General features: G+C 67.0%; 24 protein-coding genes and 1 pseudogene. 19 read left to right on the forward strand and 6 right to left on the reverse strand.

The window, feature by feature from the left end; translation table 11 throughout:
- Positions 1-924 (reverse strand): IS110 family RNA-guided transposase (locus EDC25_RS10430; RefSeq protein ID WP_132577485.1); only part of this gene is annotated, 924 nt, incomplete at its 3' end.
- Between the two features lie 562 nt (positions 925-1,486).
- Here EDC25_RS10430 and EDC25_RS10435 point away from each other — a divergent pair.
- The 12 genes and pseudogenes from EDC25_RS10435 to EDC25_RS10490 all read left to right on the forward strand — a co-directional run bounded on the left by EDC25_RS10435 (position 1,487) and on the right by EDC25_RS10490 (position 9,016).
- A complete protein-coding gene (locus EDC25_RS10435) occupies positions 1,487-1,888 on the forward strand; it encodes a chorismate mutase family protein (RefSeq protein ID WP_123522412.1) in 402 nt (133 codons plus the stop codon).
- Between the two features lie 89 nt (positions 1,889-1,977).
- Positions 1,978-2,328: a hypothetical protein gene (locus tag EDC25_RS10440; RefSeq protein WP_165910897.1), complete on the forward strand. Its 351-nt coding sequence runs from the start codon at positions 1,978-1,980 to the stop codon at positions 2,326-2,328.
- 222 nt (positions 2,329-2,550) lie between these two features.
- Positions 2,551-2,793 (forward strand): hypothetical protein, encoded by a 243-nt coding sequence (locus EDC25_RS10445; RefSeq protein ID WP_123522410.1) that lies wholly within the window; start codon positions 2,551-2,553, stop codon positions 2,791-2,793.
- A 277-nt stretch (positions 2,794-3,070) separates the two neighbouring features.
- A pseudogene (locus EDC25_RS10450) lies at positions 3,071-3,465 on the forward strand (VOC family protein).
- 192 nt (positions 3,466-3,657) lie between these two features.
- Entirely contained in the window at positions 3,658-4,041 is a 384-nt protein-coding gene (locus tag EDC25_RS10455) for a hypothetical protein (protein WP_123522409.1), read from the forward strand.
- Between the two features lie 214 nt (positions 4,042-4,255).
- Positions 4,256-4,630 carry a DUF1761 domain-containing protein gene (locus EDC25_RS10460; RefSeq protein ID WP_123522408.1) on the forward strand — a complete coding sequence of 125 codons (375 nt, stop codon included), beginning with the start codon at positions 4,256-4,258 and terminating at the stop codon, positions 4,628-4,630.
- A gap of 96 nt (positions 4,631-4,726) precedes the next feature.
- Positions 4,727-5,338, forward strand: coding sequence for a P-loop NTPase family protein (locus EDC25_RS10465; RefSeq protein WP_207905712.1), 612 nt, complete (start codon positions 4,727-4,729; stop codon positions 5,336-5,338).
- 406 nt (positions 5,339-5,744) lie between these two features.
- Positions 5,745-6,086 (forward strand): YciI family protein, encoded by a 342-nt coding sequence (locus EDC25_RS10470; protein WP_123522416.1) that lies wholly within the window; start codon positions 5,745-5,747, stop codon positions 6,084-6,086.
- Between the two features lie 356 nt (positions 6,087-6,442).
- Positions 6,443-7,171: a DNA alkylation repair protein gene (locus EDC25_RS10475; RefSeq protein ID WP_123522407.1), complete on the forward strand. Its 729-nt coding sequence runs from the start codon at positions 6,443-6,445 to the stop codon at positions 7,169-7,171.
- Positions 7,172-7,182: 11 nt separating this feature from the next.
- Positions 7,183-7,752: a YdeI/OmpD-associated family protein gene (locus EDC25_RS10480; RefSeq protein ID WP_123522406.1), complete on the forward strand. Its 570-nt coding sequence runs from the start codon at positions 7,183-7,185 to the stop codon at positions 7,750-7,752.
- A 195-nt stretch (positions 7,753-7,947) separates the two neighbouring features.
- Positions 7,948-8,328: a fluoride efflux transporter CrcB gene (gene crcB, locus EDC25_RS10485; protein WP_123522405.1), complete on the forward strand. Its 381-nt coding sequence runs from the start codon at positions 7,948-7,950 to the stop codon at positions 8,326-8,328.
- A 202-nt stretch (positions 8,329-8,530) separates the two neighbouring features.
- Positions 8,531-9,016 (forward strand): TspO/MBR family protein, encoded by a 486-nt coding sequence (locus EDC25_RS10490; protein ID WP_123522415.1) that lies wholly within the window; start codon positions 8,531-8,533, stop codon positions 9,014-9,016.
- 58 nt (positions 9,017-9,074) lie between these two features.
- On the opposite strand, the gene EDC25_RS10495 is transcribed toward EDC25_RS10490, so the two are convergent.
- Entirely contained in the window at positions 9,075-10,364 is a 1,290-nt protein-coding gene (locus tag EDC25_RS10495; RefSeq protein ID WP_132577488.1) for a choice-of-anchor tandem repeat NxxGxxAF-containing protein, read from the reverse strand.
- A gap of 175 nt (positions 10,365-10,539) precedes the next feature.
- Here EDC25_RS10495 and EDC25_RS10500 point away from each other — a divergent pair, with 175 nt between their 5' ends.
- Positions 10,540-10,920, forward strand: a complete 381-nt coding sequence (locus EDC25_RS10500) for an energy transducer TonB (RefSeq protein ID WP_165910898.1) — start codon at positions 10,540-10,542, stop codon at positions 10,918-10,920.
- A gap of 13 nt (positions 10,921-10,933) precedes the next feature.
- Positions 10,934-11,260, forward strand: a complete 327-nt coding sequence (locus EDC25_RS10505) for an energy transducer TonB (protein ID WP_240639667.1) — start codon at positions 10,934-10,936, stop codon at positions 11,258-11,260.
- Between the two features lie 6 nt (positions 11,261-11,266).
- Here the strand turns inward: EDC25_RS10505 and EDC25_RS10510 are convergent, their stop codons facing one another.
- The 4 genes from EDC25_RS10510 to tsaD form a co-directional block, all read right to left on the reverse strand.
- Entirely contained in the window at positions 11,267-12,517 is a 1,251-nt protein-coding gene (locus EDC25_RS10510) for a mechanosensitive ion channel family protein (protein WP_123522402.1), read from the reverse strand.
- Positions 12,518-12,530: 13 nt separating this feature from the next.
- Positions 12,531-13,070, reverse strand: coding sequence for a 2-amino-4-hydroxy-6-hydroxymethyldihydropteridine diphosphokinase (gene folK, locus EDC25_RS10515; RefSeq protein WP_123522401.1), 540 nt, complete (start codon positions 13,068-13,070; stop codon positions 12,531-12,533).
- Positions 13,063-13,428 carry a dihydroneopterin aldolase gene (gene folB, locus EDC25_RS10520; RefSeq protein ID WP_123522400.1) on the reverse strand — a complete coding sequence of 122 codons (366 nt, stop codon included), beginning with the start codon at positions 13,426-13,428 and terminating at the stop codon, positions 13,063-13,065. The genes folK and folB overlap by 8 nt, the downstream gene beginning before the upstream one ends.
- Before the next feature lie 66 nt (positions 13,429-13,494).
- Entirely contained in the window at positions 13,495-14,556 is a 1,062-nt protein-coding gene (tsaD, locus tag EDC25_RS10525) for a tRNA (adenosine(37)-N6)-threonylcarbamoyltransferase complex transferase subunit TsaD (protein ID WP_123522399.1), read from the reverse strand.
- Between the two features lie 129 nt (positions 14,557-14,685).
- Here tsaD and rpsU point away from each other — a divergent pair, with 129 nt between their 5' ends.
- The 5 genes from rpsU (at position 14,686) to EDC25_RS10550 (ending at position 18,197) form a co-directional block, all read left to right on the forward strand.
- Entirely contained in the window at positions 14,686-14,901 is a 216-nt protein-coding gene (gene rpsU / locus EDC25_RS10530; protein WP_123522398.1) for a 30S ribosomal protein S21, read from the forward strand.
- 166 nt (positions 14,902-15,067) lie between these two features.
- Positions 15,068-15,514 carry a GatB/YqeY domain-containing protein gene (locus EDC25_RS10535; RefSeq protein ID WP_123522397.1) on the forward strand — a complete coding sequence of 149 codons (447 nt, stop codon included), beginning with the start codon at positions 15,068-15,070 and terminating at the stop codon, positions 15,512-15,514.
- Between the two features lie 144 nt (positions 15,515-15,658).
- Positions 15,659-16,414 carry a bifunctional demethylmenaquinone methyltransferase/2-methoxy-6-polyprenyl-1,4-benzoquinol methylase UbiE gene (ubiE, locus tag EDC25_RS10540; RefSeq protein WP_123522396.1) on the forward strand — a complete coding sequence of 252 codons (756 nt, stop codon included), beginning with the start codon at positions 15,659-15,661 and terminating at the stop codon, positions 16,412-16,414.
- 14 nt (positions 16,415-16,428) lie between these two features.
- Complete coding sequence (locus tag EDC25_RS10545) at positions 16,429-17,718, forward strand: SDR family oxidoreductase (RefSeq protein WP_123522395.1); 1,290 nt, start codon at positions 16,429-16,431, stop codon at positions 17,716-17,718.
- A complete protein-coding gene (locus tag EDC25_RS10550) occupies positions 17,718-18,197 on the forward strand; it encodes a DUF2269 family protein (protein WP_123522394.1) in 480 nt (159 codons plus the stop codon). The genes EDC25_RS10545 and EDC25_RS10550 overlap by 1 nt, the downstream gene beginning before the upstream one ends.
- Positions 18,198-18,213: the final 16 nt, after the last annotated feature.

Below are 18,213 nucleotides of genomic sequence, written 5' to 3' on the forward strand. Positions count from 1 at the left end.
CTGGCCGCGTTTTTGCGCCCTGTGTGCCGCCATCAGGGCAGAGCGCGCGCCGTGGATCAGCAGGGTGCGCAGGTACACATCGCCGCGCTTGCTGATGCGCCCGAGCTTTCGACTGCCGCCGCTGGAATACTCGCGCGGGGTCAGGCCCAGCGCGCTGGCGAAGTGGCGACCGGAAGGAAAGCGGGCGAAGTCGCCGATGCCCGCGCTCATCGCCGTGGCGGTGATCAGGCCGACGCCGCTGGCGGTCATCAGCCGCTGGCTGCGGGTATCGCCTTGGACGATCTCGGCCAGTTGCTTCTCAATGCCGGCCATGGCGTCCTGGCAGGCAGTGATGCGATCAAGCATGCCGGCCAGCGCGTGACGCAGGGCCATCGGAATATCGTTGTCGGCATCCTCCAGTGCCGCCAGCACGGCCGGGCGTACCTTGTCCGCCCCGGCGGGAATGGCGAAGCCGAACTCGCGCAGCAGGCCACGCACGGTGTTGATCGCGGCGGTGCGCTCGGCCTTGTGGTGTTCGCGGACACGATGCAGCCCTTGCGTGCCCTGCTGCTCGGGCGTCTTCACCGGCACCGGACGGATATCGCCGCAGCGCGCCGCTTCCAGCAAGCCGGCGGCGTCGGCGCGATCGGTCTTGTTGCGACGCACATACGGGCGCACATGCTGCGCCGGCAGCAACCGGACATCATGGCCCTGGCGGGCAAAGCGCCGCGCCCATGCATGGGCAGAGCCGCAGGCTTCCATCACGATGCGCAACGGTGTGCGGTTCTCCAGGCACTGCGCAAACGCCCCGCGCCTGAGCCGCTTGCGCGCGACGATGCGACCGGACCCATCGGCAAAGGCCAGCTCGAACACGTCATTGGCCAGGTCGACCGCCAGCATGACGGCGGAAGATTCAACAGCGGGGGATTTGCTGGTAGCGTGCATGGCGGACTCCTCTCGTGATCCTGTGTCCGGAGACTATGCTCCTGTCTGGCTCTTCGAAGCCGTGTGGCGACGCGGGGGGAGTCCATTCGATCATTCAAGCCGACGCCGCTTCGTTACGCAAAGCACATGGCAGGAAAAGCTTGCCATGTGCTTTGCTCCACTACGCGTCTCGGCTTAACTTAGGCGTTAGATGCCGGAAGATTTTCTTTTCTTGGGTTGAAGAGCCTGTTCAGTATGCTATCGGCACTAAGGACTCATCTCACTTCTTGCCAGATGCTCAGCTTACGGACACCATGCCGGCCGGGCCTGCTCAGCCCCTCGCTCGACCTGTGAAGGCGTGCGGTGGAACGGCATGGGCGCCCGGCCAACGCGGGTGCGCCCTCCGATGATTTCCATCACCAGCACCGACTTCCCGTGCGCTGTCCAACGCTTGGTTTCGCCGTCCATACTTGGCTCACCGGTGTCTCCTTTGGCAAGTCACACCTGAGCAGGAAACCAGTGGGTGATTACAGACCACCCCATATGAACCGCGCGCCCATCGACGGTCCACCGCGGAAACTTCATGTCCATGGCTGTCAACGCCATCAGGTCCTGCGGTACCATCGGCAAAGGGCACCGTGAGATCGACTGGATCGACAGGCAGGGCGTCGCGGTGATGGGGAAGCGGGGTGAGTACGTGACGCGGGCCATTGCGTTCAGGCAATCGGTTGACGATCTGCGCGCATCGGCGAGCGGGGTGCAGGGCATCGGCAAGGTTGCGGCAATGGCGAACGACCTGGTCGCCGGTCCGGCCGTCACCAGGCAGATCTTTCGCGCCATGGTCGCCGCCTTCATCGAGGCCACCCGCCGACCGGACTGTCGGCCCACCCTCCACCGGCCCTGGTGCCCTCGTCGGACCGGGCATCGGGGGACGGCGGCAATGAATCATTCTTCAGCATCGGATCCGGGAAGGTTGGCACAATGAATTCCGCAACAGCGTCATCTCGATTGGAAAGACCGGCCCTCGCCGTGGTGTGGGCCGGGGCCGGCCTCGGCCTGGCCGCGTGGGTGGCGATGAGCGGCTGGCGGCTGCGTGCGCTGCTGGTTCTACAAGGGGTCGACTGGCTCGCGCTGGCCGCACTGGTAGGGACCCTGTCAGTCGGCGCGCTGGCGCTGTCGGCGGCGCTGGCCAGCCAATGGCGGCATGTGTCTACGCTCGCGCAGATCGTGACCTGGCCCTTTACCGCATTTTCCGCGTGGGCACTGGTCTGGTTCGGCCTCGCATTCATGTCCACGCCCGGCGGTCCGTCGCTGGTGCCGGTGTCCATCGCTGTCGCGGGCCTCTACGTCGCCCACCGGACACGGCGGATATCCGGCGCGATATCGATGCGTGGTCGCTCCCGGACCGAAGCGGAAACAGGGTGACCGCCTCAGGTCATCGTTTTCCTGGCGCCAGTCCGGACGCGCCGGTTTCCGGGACTCTCCCGTCGACGATCACGAAGCGATGGGGCTGACCTGGAGAATCAGGCCTCAATCCAGGCGTTAGACGAATCACAAACCGGACCAGCGTCCCCTGATAGTCTGCAAATGCGTTACATGAAAGGGTTTCATGTGGCGCATTCAAAACAAACATGGGGACATTCGAGTATGGTCAAGTCACTGCTTGCTTCGACGCTGCTGACCCTGGCGGTCGCGACAGTCGCTGTTTTTCCGGCCTCCACGCACGCTGCGCCACGCATCAACATCGTGACCGAATGCGTGCCATTCCAGCCGTATCCCGGTACAACGCACCAGATGTGTACGCAGTACATCTACGACGACAACGGTGTACTGGTGAACACGATGGTGTACTACATCGACGAATCGGGGATGTGGTACCTGCTGCCCTGACGGTCCGTCTGTCTTCCCGCTGTTGAACACAGGCCAGGCCGGTAGCCTTCCGGGGCACGGCCTGGCTCGCTGGTCGAGACACGATCCGGGGTACCCTGTCGACCACGCAGCCGGTGTCAGATTGCGCGCTTCCCACGCACCGTCGGGCGCACGGGTCCTACGCCCCGACGAGTGGACGGGGCACGACTGCAGGCAATCCACGGTCAGTCCCGATGCGCTGAGGGTGGCTTGTTCGGTTCAAAGTCGACTTCCCCGGCAGTCGTGCTGGAGGAAGCGCATGAAGCAGTCACTTGGTCTGGTCTCGCTGGTCGTTCGCGACTATGACGAAGCCATCGACTTTTCGTCGGCACTCTCGGTTTCACACTCGCCGAGGACGCCGAAGTGCCGGAGCAATCCAAACGCTGGGTAGTCGTGGCGCCTCCGGGCTCGTCGGAAGCGCGGCTTTTGCTGGCGCGTTCCGACTCGCCGCAACAGTTGCCGCACATCGGCAATCAGGCCGGTGGCCCTGTGTTCCTGTTCCTTTACACCGACGATTTCTGGCGCGACTACGCGGCCTACCGTTCCAGGGGTGTGCGCTTCGCGCGGGCGCCGCGGGAAGAGCCCTACGGGACCGTCGCCGTGTTTGTCGATCTCTACGGCAACCTGTGGGACCTGCTGCAGCCGGTAAAGTGACCCATGCACGAGCAGGCCAGCCGTTTTCTGTTCCAACCGGCGCTTTCAGGACCGTGCCCGTGCGACTGCCCGTTTCCTCCGGAATCCAGCGACTGACCCTGACAGCTTGGCCCCACCGACATCGGGCGTGCGACGCCTCGCGGCGTCCCTATCCGGCCAGCCATCCGCAATCCGAACCGGAGGTATCCGTCAATGCGAAAGCAGTACCACTTCCGCCGGGGCGAAGCCGGCCTGATGGCCTGGGATGTACATCGGCTCATCGAACTTTGCAGAGGCCTGCCGAAGGAAGACGTGCCCCTGTCCGCCATCCGGGAGCTGGACGAGCCTTATTGGTTCGGCATGGGACAGGCCGGGCCGACTTGCCGGGAGCTGGTGGAACACATGCGCCTGGTCGAAGCAGCAGACCTGGCCTATCCGGTCATTCTTTCACCCGATGGCCAGGTCATGGACGGAATGCATCGAATCGCCAGGGCGCTGCTGCTCGGACACAGCCATGTCCGCGCCTTCCGTCTCAAGGCGATGCCGGAGCCGGACCACGTTGGGATCGATCCGGACGAGCTGCCGTATGACCGCTGAGGCGGCGACCGCCCGTCCTTGCCGTGGGCGTCGTTGATGCCGGGCTGGTTCCCGGTACAACGCGGACAGGCCCTGCCGTCCGGCTCTGGCTGGCCGTGGCCTCACGGCGACACACGGCAAGGGCAGGCGCCGATCGCTGTCCCCAGTTTGACTGGCCATTCCGGTCGCTTCCGTGGCAAGGTGAAGGCGGTCGGAAAAGGAGTTCACCGTGAACATGTGGGTTGCGCTGCTGGCCGCGGTCTCGAGCTTCGTCATCGGTGGGCTGTGGTACTCGCCGATGCTGTTCGGCAAGGCGTGGAATGCCGAAAACGGAAGTCCGGCCGCACCGGGTCACCCGGGAAAGGTTTTCGGCGTCAGTTTCGTATTCTCGCTGGCCGCCGCCGCTTGCTTCGGATACCTCGCCGGTCCTGCACCTGGCCTGGCGCGGGCTATGGAGCTGGGGGTGATCGCCGGCCTCGGTCTGGTCGCCACCAGTTTCGGAATCAATTACCAGTTTGCCCAGCGTACCTTCAGGCTCTGGATGATCGATGGCGGCTACCACGTCGCGCAGTTCCTGCTGTTCGGACTGATCTTCGGCCTCTGGGGCTGACCGTGCGATGCGGGTGCCGACGGCATTGGCGGGCGGCTGCATGGCGGCCTTTGGCTTGCCACGACGCTGACGCCCCCTGTGGGTGATCCTGGCGAATTGCAGCGCGTCGTCGTGGTCGGTACGAGTTGCGCGGGCAAGAGCACCTTTTCCAGCAAGCTGGCGATTCTCCTGGAATGCCCACGTATCGAACTGGACGCGCTGTACTGGGGGCCCGACTGGCGGGCGAAGCCCGCCGCCGAGTTCCGCGGGCTGGCTCTCGAGGCGACGTCCGGCGGGCGTTGGATTGCCGACGGCAACTACGGATCCATCCGCGATCTGCTGTGGCCGCGTGCGACCGCGGTGATCTGGCTCGACTATTCGTTCCCACGCGTCTTCTGGCGCGCGCTCAAGAGGACGATAACCCGCTGCCTGTCCGGCCAGCCGCTATGGCACGGCAACCGCGAGAGCTTCCGTAAAGCCTTCCTGTCCCGCGATTCCATACTGCTCTGGGTGATCTCCACCCATCGCCGGCGGCGGCGCGAGCTTGCGGCACTGCGCCAGAATGGCGCCTATCCGCAGCTGCGCTGGATCGAGTTCCGGCATCCGCGCGAGGCCGAGCGATGGCTTGGGGACGTCCACACCGGTGGTCCAGCGGCAGGACCGGTAAGCGGCGCAAGCGCCCGACGACAGGGGCGTCGAGGTGGGTGCGCTGGTCAGGCCGGCCCGTGACGGCGAACATGCGCCCGGGCCCGGCAAGTCCTTTCCGGAAAGGGTGCAACGGGCGCCTTGCATCGCACAGGCGGATGGAACTCGAGCCGAAGCGCGGACATTCCCCCCCGCGAGTTCATGCGCAATTCGGGCCCGGCAATTCCCGCGGGCCGGACGACACCGTGCTCAACCCGTCATGCGCAAGCAGGTGTGTCATGTCTGCCCGGTGCTGTCACCGGGCCTGGATGCGGGCGCCGGACTGCGGGAGGCGCGCGGACTTCACGCCCCCACCGCCGCCCGCGGGCTACGGTCGGCAAGCGGGTGATGGAGGCGACACAGGAGTGGTATGGGCGGCCGTGCATCGGCGAACAAACCGTTTAGCTGCCGGTGCGACAATGAAGTCCACGAAACCTGCGTGGAGCTGGCCATGGCGAAATACCTGATTTCCTTCCCGTCGGCGGCAATGAGGATCGATGCCGAGGACATGGACGCAGTCGTCGCCGACTCCCATGCAGTAATCCGTGAAGCCAAATGGGCGGGCGTCTATGTCTTCGCCGGCGGCCTTGACGACGCCGTGGCGCCTGTGACCATCCATCCCGATGGCCACCACAGCCCGGACACGCATCCGCACTCCCGTCATCTGAACGGCGGCTTCTGCATCCTCGAGCTGCCGACGCGGGACGCGGCCCTCGAGTGGGCGGCGAAGCTTGCCAAAGCCTGCCGTTGCCCGCAGGAACTTCGGGTCTTCATGTACGACGAGGAAAGCTGACGGCGGTCTCTGACCCGCATCGGCCGCCGGCATACGCGCCAGGGCCGGCGATCGCGTCGAATCCATTGCCGCGACGAGAGCCGCAGGAGGTCAGGGCGGAACTGGCCGCCGACCGCGTGCCGTATCCGCTTAGGCCAGTGGGTGCCGATGCACCACGGTTGCGGCCCTGCCGCGCGCGGCCGCGTACGCGCATGCCGCGCCTTTGTTGTGGTCCTCCGCGGGCCGCGGCCAGCATCTCCCTTGCAGCGGGGCGTGCGTCGGGCGCATGCTGCCGGCAATACGACCCGGCATGGCACCGCGCTGACGGGCGAGCGGCAGCACACGCCAGCAGCCCGTCTGGATTTTCGGAGACCGTCATGACGCCAGCGAAATCGCCGACCCTGGAGGAAGTGCTCTCTCGCCTTGAGGCCGAGCGTGATGAACGCGGCATGGCCAGGTGGGGCGACGGCGGGATCCGGACTGGCGGGCTGCGCAGCTTCGGCATCGGCCTGACGCGGCTGCGCGCCATCGGCAAATCGATCGGCCGCGACCGCGCGCTGGCCCAGGCGCTCTGGCACACGGACCTGCACGAAGCACGCGTGCTGTCGTTGCTGATCGACGATCCGGCGCAGATCACGCGCGAACAGGCGGAGCAGCAGGTCGAACAGGTCGATGCCGGCCAGCTGGCGCACGTCTTCGTCTCCTGCGACGCCACGCTGGCGCGTACGCCCTTCGTCGTCGAGCTGGCCGATGCCTGGACACGCAGCAACGATCCGGTGCGGCGCGACTGTGGCTATGGCCTGCTTTACGAGGTATCCAAGTCCAGCGGTCGCAAGGCCCCGGCCGACGACTGGTTCCTTGGTCACATCGATCGGATTGCCGCCAGCATCGACGACGAGCCGGAACGTGTCCGGCTGGCGATGGCCACCGCACTGATGGGTATCGGCAAGCGCAACGCGGCGCTGAACCGACGCGCGTTGGCGGTCGCGCGCGCAGCCGGACCCATCGAGTTCACCTCGGCCAGCGGCAAGTGCGAGCCTTTCGATGTCAGCAAGCACCTGGACAACGAGCGCCTGCGCGCCAAACTGGGCATTGTCGACCGCTGACGCAACCGGCCATGGCAGATCAGGAACAGATCCGGTTCGAGGCATTGCTGTGCCGTGCCTTGGCGGCGGAGAAAGGCGCCGCCTTCGCTTTCGCGGTCCTTCCCATGGAAGCCAGTGCGCTTCTTCCGCGCCGTGGACGAATGACTGTCGATGTCACGCTGGCGGCACATGCATTCCGCGTGACCCTAGAACCGGATGGCCGTGGCAGCCACTGGTTGCGCCTTCCCGAATCCGTGCTGGAGGCATCGGGCAACCAGGCGGGAGAGACCGCCAGCTTCCGGCTGCAGCCGGTTGATCCCGAACCCGATCCCGAGTTGCCTGCCGATTTCGCGGCGGCGCTTGTCGAGATTCCGGAGGCGCGTGCGACATGGGCGGCGGCGACCCCGATTGCGCGTGTCGACTGGATCCACTGGATCACGACCGCGAAGCTGGAAAAAACGCGGGCGAAGCGTATCCGGGACGCCTGCGGAATGCTGGCCAGCGGCAAGAAGCGCGTCTGCTGCTTCGACGCCTCCGGCATCTACAGCAAGGCCTTTTCGGCGCCCGTCCCTGGGCCGCTGCCGCCGAAAAAGCGGGCGTGACACGCCCGGCGCGGGCCGCACCCGCGTGGCGTGGCGCACACGGGCCCGGGGCAAGCCATGGATTCCCTCGCAGGCCTTGCCGCACCGGTGCATACTCGGCGCCGCGCTGCCGGTGCCACGACATGCCTGGGTCGGCGGTCGGCCGGGAATTTCGCGAGCCGGTTTCGAGCGGTTCGCCTGTTGAAGGGGTGACCCATGCACGCTGTCCTGCTTGTCGGATCCGGAGGCTTTCTCGGCGCTGTCGCGCGCTATGCCCTTGCCGCCTGGATCGTCCAGGTGGCGGGCACTGACCGCTTTCCCTGGGGCACGCTTGTCGTCAATGTTGCGGGCTGCCTGGCCGTCAGTGTGCTGGCCGGTGCCGCCGAGCGTTTCAACGCCCTCGGCCCGGACGCGCGACTGTTCCTGGTCACCGGCGTGCTGGGCGGCTTCACGACCTTCTCCGCCTTTGGCCTGGAGACGGTGCAGATGCTTCGACGAGGCGACGCGGTCAATGCGGCGCTCTACGCCGGGGCCAGTATGGGGCTCGGCGTGTTCGCCGTATGGCTGGGTCTGCGCCTGCTCACGGTGCATCGCTGACGGGACGCGGACGCCACTCGGCTGCACAGTTCAGCTTCCGGTGGCGGAGCGGAACGTAACGTGTCGGCGACGACCGGACCAGGCCGTTGCACGGGTCCGTGGCATGTCGACCTTCCCGAAGGCGCGATGTCTGGTACGGACGGCGGGCGACATCCATCCAGGCACGACCGCGATCGTGCATGACGAGGAGCGAGCGATGACGATGCCAGGCAGGAAACAGATGCTCGGGCTGGCCGGCTGGCTGGCGCTGTGCTTCGCGGCAGCGGCGATAGGAAGCGTCGCTTCGATCCGCGCCAGCACCTTCTACACAACGCTGGCGCGGCCGGACTGGGCGCCGCCGGGCGACGTCTTCGGTCCGGTCTGGACGGTGCTGTATGCATTGATGGCGATCGCCGCCTGGCTGGTCTGGCGCGAACGCGGCTGGCGCGACGCATCGACGGCGCTGACGCTGTTCCTGGTCCAGCTGGCCGTGAACGCACTGTGGAGCTGGCTGTTCTTCGCCTGGCGGTTGGGTGGCGCCGCCTTTGCGGACATCGTCGTCCTCATCGTGCTGGTGGTGCTCACGATCATCGCGTTCTGGCGGCTCCGGCCGCTGGCGGCGGCGCTGCTGCTGCCCTACCTGGCATGGATCAGCTTTGCCTCCGCCCTGAACTGGACGGTGTGGCGGATGAACCCGCAGCTGCTGTAACAGGCACCATCCGGCAGCGCCGACGCCTTGCCTGTCGTTGGCGCTTTCACGATCCAGCTCATTGCACCGGCGGTTGCTCGAAGCCATCGGCGAAGAGCACGTCGTTGATCGCGGCATAGGCGACGATCACGCCGCTGCCCCATTCCACCTGGTTGTCGCCCTCCGGATGCAGGCCGGCAACCGCGACAACATCGCCGTGGTCGTTGATGGCCGGCGCGCCGCCAAACACCGGTGAGGCGTCATGCTGCCCGACCTGGGCGCTGCCCAGGTCCGTCGGTACGACGTCGCCCTTTCCGATCGCGCGCACGAGCCCGCTGCCGTCGCCGACATAGACGGCCTGGCCGACTGCATCGGTGGCGCGGAAGGCCACCAGACCGGCATTGTTGATGGCTGGCGCGAACGATTCGATGCTGACGATGCCATCGGCGCCAACGCGGGCGATCTCCGTGGCGCCGTTTTCGTCGAAGCGGTACACGGCGCGGACATTGCCGGCCGCGAGACGTGCTGTGACAGCCACCGCGCCGGCGTCGTTGACCGCGAGGCTGTTGTCGAAGCCGCTGAACGGCGACGAAGGGTCCAGGCCCACGTCGGCGACGACACGCTCGCTGCTGCCGTCCGGCGCAAACAGGCGGATTTCCGCTTTCGTGAAGTCCGAGCCGGTGCCGACATTCACCTTACCCGCGATCAGGCGATGGTTGTTCATCGACGGCGAATAAAGGTAGTTGTACGGGCTGGTGGGATCGACGGTGCTGTCGTAGACGTGGGCAACCGAGTCGCCCGGCACCGCCTGTGCGCGTGTCGAGGCGAAGCCGCGGCCACCGCCGAACATGCCCTGGTAACCGAACACGTCGTCGTCGCCGAGCGAGACATTGCTCAGCGTGGAGGGCGTCAGCGGCAGCAGCCCGACCTGTGTCGAGATCCCGGAGGCCGGGTCGTACAGCCACATGCCGTAGCCGGTGCCGCCCTGGTGGATGACATAGCCGACCTTGCCCGCCTCGTTGAGGCCGATGCGATCACTGATCCAGTCGTTCGGCGGATCGTGGCGACGGACGATGCCGCCGGCGCCATCCCGGCCCAGCCAGATGCCGGCGCCGATGTCGGCGGGATTGCCGGGCGCGGTGACCACCTGGACCGGAAACGCCACCCAGCCGTCGTTGTTGATCGAAGCGGTAATGCTGTTGAACGACGAGCCCGGAGGCAGGTTGAAACCGTTGTCGTTCACCAGCAGGTTCGTGCGCGCCTGCAACTGGAACGCCTTGTAAGCCGGCAGTTCCGCCAATGCAGGCATCGAGGCCGCCAGCGCCAGGCCAACGGCCAGTGATGTGCATCTGACCCTGATCCTGTTCATCAATGTTTCCCCGCTGTGCTGAGACTGCCCGAGTGTAGCGACCGGCATGTTGTCATTTCGTTCACGCGATGATGCGCCGCAACGGCGGGTGTGCTCCAAGTGTGAGCCGCAGCACGTTGCCGTGTCTTGGGTGTCCGAACTGGTGCAGGTTGCCTATACTGGCGTTGGATACAAAATGAGTCTGCCCATGCGCGGCTGGATCCTCACCCTCGCGCTGCTCGCGGTTTTTCCGGCCAGCGCGGATGTCTATCGCGTGGCGAAGCTCGCGACGGTCGATGTCGATGCAGCCGGCAGCGTTACTTGGGTGGAGCTGCTGGACGAGCTGCCACCCCACATCGCCGCGGCGATGCGGAAGGAAATCGCGGGCTGGCAATTCGAGCCCGCGCGCAGGGCAGGTGAAGCCGTGACCAGCCGCACCCATGTCGGTGACAGGTTGAATGCGCGGGAAGCCGAAGATGGCAGCTTCGTGCTCGAACTCGCCAATGTCAGCAACGGCCCCCGCCTTGTTACGTGGAAGGCCCTGCATTCCGCGGCATGCCGTGTCGCGTGGCATTGAAGGCGTGGTCCACATGTGCCTGTGGATCGCTCCGGATGGCAGCGTGTCCCGCGCGGAACCGGCCGAATCGAGCCAGGCGCACAGGTCGCTGGTGAACGCCGCCACCAGATCGGTGCTCGAATGGAAGTTCGAGCCCGAGCAGGTGGACGGACAGCCGGTGGAAGGCAGTACCCTGACGTCGGTGGGCTTCTGCATCCTGCCGCGTTCCAGTGCCTGTTTTCCGACGGAAACAGCCGCCAGCGATGTCCTGGCCGCGGATGGCGATTCCATCGTCATGCAGACCGCCATGGTCGTCCGGCTGCTGACCGAGGTCAACGGTCGCGTACTTCGCGGCGACTGAACCCGGTCAGGACGGTGGCCTGGCCTCGTGCAGGGCCGCCGCCGCTTCGCGGACGTCGTAGCCGGCGGGCGCCTGGAACGGACGCAGTCCGAACTCCGGCAGGATCGCGATCAGGTGGTCGAAGATGTCGGCCTGGACATTTTCATAAGCGGCCCAGGCCGTGCTCGCGGTGAAACAGTAGAGTTCCAGCGGTAGGCCTTCCGGCCCCGGGTCGAGTTGGCGCACGATCAGCGTCAGGTCGTGGTTGATGCCCGGGTGTGCCTTCAGGTAGGCGAACACGTAGGCCCGCAGCGTTCCCAGGTTGGTCAGCCGCCTGGCATTGACCGGCAATCCGCTGTCATCGCCGAGCCTGCGGTTGTGCTCGGCCAGTTCGGCGGCCTTTTCATCCAGGTAAGGCCGCAGCAGCCGGAATCGGCGAAGGGACTCGACTTCGCCCGATTCCAGGAAGCGCACCGACTGCATGTCGATGCGCAGCGCGCGCTTGATGCGACGCCCGCCGGACTCCTGCATGCCGCGCCAGTTCTTGAACGGTTCGGAGATCAGCTTGCGCGTCGGCAGCGTGGTGATGGTCTTGTCCCAGTTGCGCACCTTGACGGTGTGCAGCGCGATGTCGATGACGTCGCCGTCGGCGTTGAGCTGCGGCATTTCGATCCAGTCGCCGAGGCGGACGATGTCCTGCGACGAAATCTGCACGCTGGCGACCATCGACAGCAGCGTGTCCTGGAAGACCAGCATCAGCACCGCCGCCATGGCGCCCATGCCCGACAGCAGGATCAGCGGCGAGCGGTCGATCAGTACGGCGAGAATCGCGACCGACCCCAGTACGTACAGTGCCAGCTTGAGCAGCTGCACGAAGCCCTTGATGGTGCCCTTGCGCTGCGCGTGCCGGCGCTCATAGGTGGCGTTGACCGCGTTCAGCACGCCGCCACCGGCCAGCATGGCCATCAGCAGCGTAAAGGCGAACGCCACATTGCGGACGACCACCACGACCGCTTCGGGCAGGTCGGGAATCAGCACCACGCCGAACTGGATGATCGCCGAAGGGATGATCTGCGCCAGCCGCTTCGGCACCTGGTATTCGATCAGCGCATCGTCGAACTGCCCGCTCGTGCGTTCGGCGACACGCCTGAAGGCCCGCAGGATGACGCCGCGGCCAAGCTGGCTGGCCAGCCAGGCGACCAGCACCAGTCCAAGCAGGGCCACCGCCGCAGCGGTGGAAGGGTGGTTCTGTACGAGTCCGTTCCAGTAGTCGGTCATGGTCCCAGTCGATTCAAGGCGAAGCGGGCGGGCCGCTGTCTGGCGTTTCGGGCAGGTCGGGCGCAACCTCGAGGTCGCGCGGGCCGGTGTACCCGGCCCACAGTTGCGCCAGCCCCACGCCCTGCAGGGGATGGCGGACATCCGGTGCGATGTCGGCCATCGGTTTCAGCACGAAGGCATGCTGGACGAGATCGGGTCGCGGCAGGCGCAGATGGCCCGGTCCTTCGCGGACTTCGTCGCCGAACAGCACCAGGTCCACGTCCAGCGTGCGCGAGGAAAAGCGCGGTCCGTCGCGGCGACGGCCGTGGCGGTCCTCAAGCGCGTGCAGCCAGCGGTCCAGCTCGACGGCGTCGAGATCACTGTCGAGGCCGACCGCGAGGTTGAGGAAGTCCGGGCCGTCGAAGCCGACGGCGCGCGTGCGGTACACCGGTGAAACCACCAGTTCGCCGAAGCGTTCGCGCAGTTCGCGCAGGGCCGCCGCGAGATGGCATTGCGGCGACTGGTTGCTGCCCAGGCTGAGCCAGGCGCGCGTGGTCGCCTTCGTCTCAGTCATGCGTGGCACGACGCCCGCGCTCGATGCACACGCCGACCGCATCGGCGCCGCGGACGGCGCCGGGTTTGCGCAGGCGCAGGCGCAGCCAGGCGACGCCGAATTCCCTGCGGATGATTTCCGCGCAGCGTTCGGCCAGCGTTTCCACCAGTCCGAAGTCGGAGGCACCGACGAATTCGATCAGCCGCTTCGACACCGCCTTGTAGTCCAGCGTGTCGGCAATGTCGTCGCTGCCGGCCGGCACGGTGTTGTCGAAGGCCATTTCGATGTCGAAACGCAGCGGCTGGCGGATGCGCCGCTCCCAGTCATAGATGCCGATCGTCGTTTCGATCTGCAGGCCTTCGATGAATACCGTGTCCATGCCTCATCCATGTTGCCGATGCCGGCATTGTCCCGCGCCGTCGCCGGCAAGGGAAACCCCGGGGACTCAGGCCGCCGCCGCGGGCGGGCGAAGTTCCGACAGCGGCCAGCGCGGCCGCACCCCAATGTCGACGCCGGCGAGGTCACCGGCCTGGAAGCGACGCAGGCCGGCCAGCGCGATCATGGCGCCGTTGTCGGTGCAGAACGCCGGCCGCGGGAAATAGACGCGCGCGCCGCACGACGCAGCCAGCTCGGCCAGCTGCGCGCGCAGGCGCCGATTGGCGCCGACGCCGCCCGCCACGACCAGTGCCTTGCTGCCGGTGGCATCCAGCGCCCGGCCGCATTTGATCGCCAGCGTCTCGACCACGGCGTCCTCGAAGCCGCGGGCGATGTCGGCGCGCACCTGCCCGTCCTGCTGATCCTGTTTCTGCCAGGCGAGCAGGACCTGTGTCTTCAGGCCGGAGAAGCTGAAATCCAGTCCGGGCCGATCGGTCATCGGCCGCGAGAAGCGGAAGCGTCCGGGCCGGCCGGTTTCGGCCAGCTTCGCCAGGTGCGGGCCGCCCGGGTAGGGCAGGCCGAGCAGCTTGGCGGTCTTGTCGAAGGCTTCGCCGGCTGCATCGTCCAGCGTTTCGCCCAGCAGGTGGTAGTCGCCCAGGGCGCGCACCTCGATCAGCATGCTGTGTCCACCCGACACCAGCAGCGCCACGTACGGCGGTTCCGGATGCTCGGCTTCCAGCGCCGGCGCCAGCAGGTGGCCTTCCATGTGGTGGACACCGATGGCCGGAATGCCCAGGCCGAAGGCGAAGGCACGGGCAGTGGCCGCACCCACCAGCAGCGCCCCGACCAGCCCCGGGCCGGCGGTGTAGGCGACGGCGCTGAGCTGGCCGGCATCGACGCCGGCCTCGTCCAGGACGGCGTGGACCAGTGGCAGCAGCTTGCGAACATGGTCGCGGCTGGCCAGTTCGGGCACCACCCCGCCGTAGTCGGCATGCAGGGCGATCTGGCTGTGCAGGGCGTGCGCCAGCAGGCCGTTGCGGCCATCGATCAGGGCCACGCCGGTCTCGTCGCAGGACGTCTCGATACCCAGCACCAGGGGATTGCCCGGGTCGGGGGTTTTGCGTTCGCTCATCGGTGCCTGTACAATTCTGCGCCCCCGGTCCCGGCCGGGGTTTCGTTGTGGTCACTGTAGCCGATTCCGCCGCCGAAAGGCCGTGGCGCCGCAGTGGGAAACCCGCACTGCCCATTTTCTGGAGTTTTCATGCCTTCCGTAAAAGTTCGCGAGAACGAGCCGTTCGAGTACGCGCTGCGCCGCTTCAAGCGCACCTGTGAAAAGGCCGGCGTCCTGGCCGAAACCCGCAAGCGCGAGTTCTACGAGAAGCCGACTGCCGAGCGCAAGCGCAAGATGGCTGCTGCCGTCAAGCGCAACCTGCGCCGCATGTCGCGCGACGTCACCAAGCGCCAGCGGATGTACTGAGCGCGCCGACGCGCCCGTACCGGCCGGCAGCTTTGCGCCGCCGGTTCACCAGCCCGAGGGCTGGTTGATTCGAGGACGTTGACGACAGACCGCCGCCCGATGCATCGGAGCCGGCGGTTTCGTCGTGTCCGTCGTTTGCTGTTCCTGTCCTGAACTGGAGTTCGCCATGAGCCTGAAATCCCGGATCACAGAAGACATGAAGGCGGCCATGAAGGGCGGCGACAAGTCGCGCCTGGCCACCATCCGCCTCATCCAGGCGGCGATCAAGCAGCGCGAGGTCGATGAGCGCATCGAACTGGACGACAGCCAGGTGCTGGTCGTGCTCGAGCGCATGCTCAAGCAGCGCCGCGATTCGCTGGGCCAGTTCGAAAGCGCCGGCCGCGAGGACCTGGCCGCGCAGGAACGCAGCGAGATCCTGGTGCTGCAGGACTACATGCCGGCGCAGCTCGGCGATGCCGAGATCGATGCGGCCATCGCCGAAGCCATCGCCGAGTCCGGCGCCACCAGCGCCCGCGACATGGGCAAGGTCATGGCGGCACTGAAGGCCAAGGTCGCCGGTCGCGCCGACATGCAGGTGCTGTCGGGCAAGGTCAAGGCGGCGCTCCGCGCCTGAACGCGGCATCGCAGACGGGGCGGGCGCAGGCCTGCCTGTCCTGCCTGCGCCACTCCGCGCCTGCGTGTCACATGACCGTGCGCTGTCCAGCCATGCCGCCGCCGGGGGCGCGGGCATGTGTAGCCGGCTGCTAAGCTTGCCGCCATGAGCGAATACGACAAGGCCAGTACCCACTTCGGCTATCGCGAAGTGCCGGTGGCCGAAAAGCAGCGTCTGGTCGGCAAGGTCTTCTCCTCGGTGGCCGCCGAGTACGACCGCATGAACGACTTGATGTCGGCCGGCCTGCACCGCTGGTGGAAGCGGCATTTCGTCGCCACGAGTGGCGCGCGTCCCGGCCAGCGCGTCCTCGACCTGGCCGGTGGCACGGGCGACATCAGTGCGCTGCTCGGCGAGCGGGTCGGCGATGCCGGCCTGGTCGTGCTCGGCGACATCAATGCTCAGATGATCGGCGTCGGTCGTGACCGGCTGCTCGACCGCGGCGTGTTCGCCAACATCCGTTTCGCGCAGTTGAACGCCGAGGCGCTGCCTTTCCCGGATGGCAGCTTCGACCTGGTGACCATGGCCTTCGGCCTGCGCAACGTCACTGACAAGCCGGCGGCGCTGCGCGAAATGCAGCGCGTGCTCCGGCCCGGCGGCAAGGCGCTGGTGCTGGAGTTCTCGAAGCTGCGCGCCGAGCCGCTGAAGCCGCTCTACGACCTATACTCCTTCAAGGTGCTGCCCTGGCTGGGCCAGCGCGTCGCCGGCGATGCCGACAGCTACCGTTACCTCGCCGAGTCCATCCGCAAGCATCCCGACCAGGAGACGCTGGCGCAGATGATGCGTGACGCCGGCCTGCACCAGGTCGCCTACCGCAACCTGAGCGCGGGCATCGTCGCCATCCACAGCGGCCTGCGCCTGTAACAGGCGACGCTTCCATGCGCGTTCTCGTCACCGGAGCGTATGGATTCATCGGATCGCAGGTGGTCGCGGCCCTGCTCGCCGCGGAACACCGGCCCGTCTGCGCCGTGCGCGGTGGGCGCAGCGACAGTCGCTTCCAGGGCGTCGAAAGCATCGCCTGCGATTTCGCACGCGATGACGATCCTGCGCTGTGGCGCGACCGGCTGGCGGGCATCGATGCCGTCGTGAACTGCGCCGGCATCCTGCGCGAACGGGGGCGCGACACCCACGCGCAGGTCAACGAGCGCACGCCGGTGGCGCTGTTCCGGGCCTGCGAAAGCGCCGGCGTAGGCCGCGTCGTACAGGTTTCCGCACTGGGGGATCCGGCCGACGGCGAGTTCATCGCCGCCAAGCACCGAGCCGATGCCGCGTTGATGGGCATGGACCTCGACTGGGTGGTGTTGCGACCCAGCCTGGTCTATTCCGTCGATGGGTCGTATGGCGGCAGCAGCCTGCTGCGGGCCCTCGCCGCCGCACCGGTCATTCCCCTGCCTGCAGGCGGCGACGCGAAGATCCAGCCGCTGGCCTTGCCGGACCTGGCGGCGGCTGTCGTGGCGGCGGTCGAACGCGACACCGCGGCACGGCAGTGCATCGAGATCGTCGGACCGGAAACGCTTGCGCTGAAAGACTATCTGGCCGCATGGCGGACATGGCTGGATGCCGGTTCCTTCCGCAGCGTGCGCTTGCCGCGTGCGCTGTCGACCGTGGGCGCCCACCTCGGCGAATGGCTCGGCCGCGGCCCGGCCGGCCTGACGATGTGGCGCATGCTCGAGCGCGGCCGCCTCGCCACACCGGATTCGGCCGAGCGCTTGAGGCAGACGCTGGATCTCGCACCGCGAACGCTTGCTTCGGCATTGAACGCACGACCCGCCAGCAGTGCCGACCACTGGCACGCGCGCCTGTATCCGCTCGCACCGGTGCTGCGCTGGGTCCTGGCGCTGACCTGGATAGCATCGGGACTAGTGGGTTTCACACTGGATCGCGAAACCGTCGCGGCCCTGTTCGCGCCGGCCGGTCTGGCGCCTTCGGCGGCGCATGCGATCGGCCTGGCCGCCAGCGTGGTCGACATGGTCCTGGGCCTGCTGCTCGTCCTTGACCGCTGGCGCGGCCCCGTCCTCGCCGCCATGGCGCTGTCGGTGCTGGCCTACACGATCTATATCGGCCTCTGGTTGCCGCAGTGGTGGCTCGATCCTTTCGGCGGGCTGCTGAAGAACTTCGTCATCCTGGCCGCCATTGCGATGGCGGCCGCGACAGGCAGGCGCAGCTGATGGAGCCTTACCACCTCCTCAAACTCGTCCACATCCTCTCGGCCACGCTGCTGTTCGGGACCGGGCTGGGCACCGCCTTCTTCATGTGGATGGCGCATCGGCGTGGCGAGGTGGCCGCCATCGCGGTCACCGCGCGCCATGTGGTGCTCGCGGACTGGCTGTTTACTTCCCCTGCCGTGGTCGCGCAGTTCGTCAGTGGTGCGTTGCTGGTCCGGCTGGTCGGCTGGCCCTGGACGCAGCCATGGCTGCAACTCGCCATCGCCCTGTTCGTCATGGTCGGGCTGTGCTGGCTGCCGGTCGTGGCGATCCAGCTGCGCGTTCGCGCGCTGGCGGAGGCGGCCTGGCGGCGTGGCGAGCCGCTGCCACCGCAGTACCACCGCCTGATGCGCTGGTGGTTCGCGCTCGGCTGGCCCGCGTTCATCGGCGTGGTCGTGATCTTCGTATTGATGGTGTCGCGCCCGCCCTTGTGGGGATCTTGAGACCGCTGTCTGGAGC

This window comes from Pseudofulvimonas gallinarii, assembly GCF_004343305.1.
Classification (GTDB): domain Bacteria; phylum Pseudomonadota; class Gammaproteobacteria; order Xanthomonadales; family UBA2363; genus Pseudofulvimonas; species Pseudofulvimonas gallinarii.

Coding starts and splice junctions, on each gene's coding strand:
- ubiE (WP_123522396.1), top strand. CDS start 15,659: ATGAGCGAATACGACAAGGCCAGTACCCACTTCGGCTATCGCGAAGTG.
- EDC25_RS10470 (WP_123522416.1), top strand. CDS start 5,745: ATGGCGAAATACCTGATTTCCTTCCCGTCGGCGGCAATGAGGATCGAT.
- EDC25_RS10490 (WP_123522415.1), top strand. CDS start 8,531: ATGCCAGGCAGGAAACAGATGCTCGGGCTGGCCGGCTGGCTGGCGCTG.
- folB (WP_123522400.1), bottom strand. CDS start 13,428: ATGGACACGGTATTCATCGAAGGCCTGCAGATCGAAACGACGATCGGC.
- EDC25_RS10480 (WP_123522406.1), top strand. CDS start 7,183: ATGGCAGATCAGGAACAGATCCGGTTCGAGGCATTGCTGTGCCGTGCC.
- EDC25_RS10500 (WP_165910898.1), top strand. CDS start 10,540: ATGAGTCTGCCCATGCGCGGCTGGATCCTCACCCTCGCGCTGCTCGCG.
- EDC25_RS10445 (WP_123522410.1), top strand. CDS start 2,551: ATGGTCAAGTCACTGCTTGCTTCGACGCTGCTGACCCTGGCGGTCGCG.
- crcB (WP_123522405.1), top strand. CDS start 7,948: ATGCACGCTGTCCTGCTTGTCGGATCCGGAGGCTTTCTCGGCGCTGTC.
- tsaD (WP_123522399.1), bottom strand. CDS start 14,556: ATGAGCGAACGCAAAACCCCCGACCCGGGCAATCCCCTGGTGCTGGGT.
- folK (WP_123522401.1), bottom strand. CDS start 13,070: ATGACTGAGACGAAGGCGACCACGCGCGCCTGGCTCAGCCTGGGCAGC.
- EDC25_RS10510 (WP_123522402.1), bottom strand. CDS start 12,517: ATGACCGACTACTGGAACGGACTCGTACAGAACCACCCTTCCACCGCT.
- EDC25_RS10475 (WP_123522407.1), top strand. CDS start 6,443: ATGACGCCAGCGAAATCGCCGACCCTGGAGGAAGTGCTCTCTCGCCTT.
- EDC25_RS10505 (WP_240639667.1), top strand. CDS start 10,934: ATGTGCCTGTGGATCGCTCCGGATGGCAGCGTGTCCCGCGCGGAACCG.
- EDC25_RS10435 (WP_123522412.1), top strand. CDS start 1,487: ATGTCCATGGCTGTCAACGCCATCAGGTCCTGCGGTACCATCGGCAAA.
- rpsU (WP_123522398.1), top strand. CDS start 14,686: ATGCCTTCCGTAAAAGTTCGCGAGAACGAGCCGTTCGAGTACGCGCTG.
- EDC25_RS10550 (WP_123522394.1), top strand. CDS start 17,718: ATGGAGCCTTACCACCTCCTCAAACTCGTCCACATCCTCTCGGCCACG.
- EDC25_RS10460 (WP_123522408.1), top strand. CDS start 4,256: ATGTGGGTTGCGCTGCTGGCCGCGGTCTCGAGCTTCGTCATCGGTGGG.
- EDC25_RS10455 (WP_123522409.1), top strand. CDS start 3,658: ATGCGAAAGCAGTACCACTTCCGCCGGGGCGAAGCCGGCCTGATGGCC.
- EDC25_RS10545 (WP_123522395.1), top strand. CDS start 16,429: ATGCGCGTTCTCGTCACCGGAGCGTATGGATTCATCGGATCGCAGGTG.
- EDC25_RS10495 (WP_132577488.1), bottom strand. CDS start 10,364: ATGAACAGGATCAGGGTCAGATGCACATCACTGGCCGTTGGCCTGGCG.
- EDC25_RS10535 (WP_123522397.1), top strand. CDS start 15,068: ATGAGCCTGAAATCCCGGATCACAGAAGACATGAAGGCGGCCATGAAG.
- EDC25_RS10440 (WP_165910897.1), top strand. CDS start 1,978: ATGAGCGGCTGGCGGCTGCGTGCGCTGCTGGTTCTACAAGGGGTCGAC.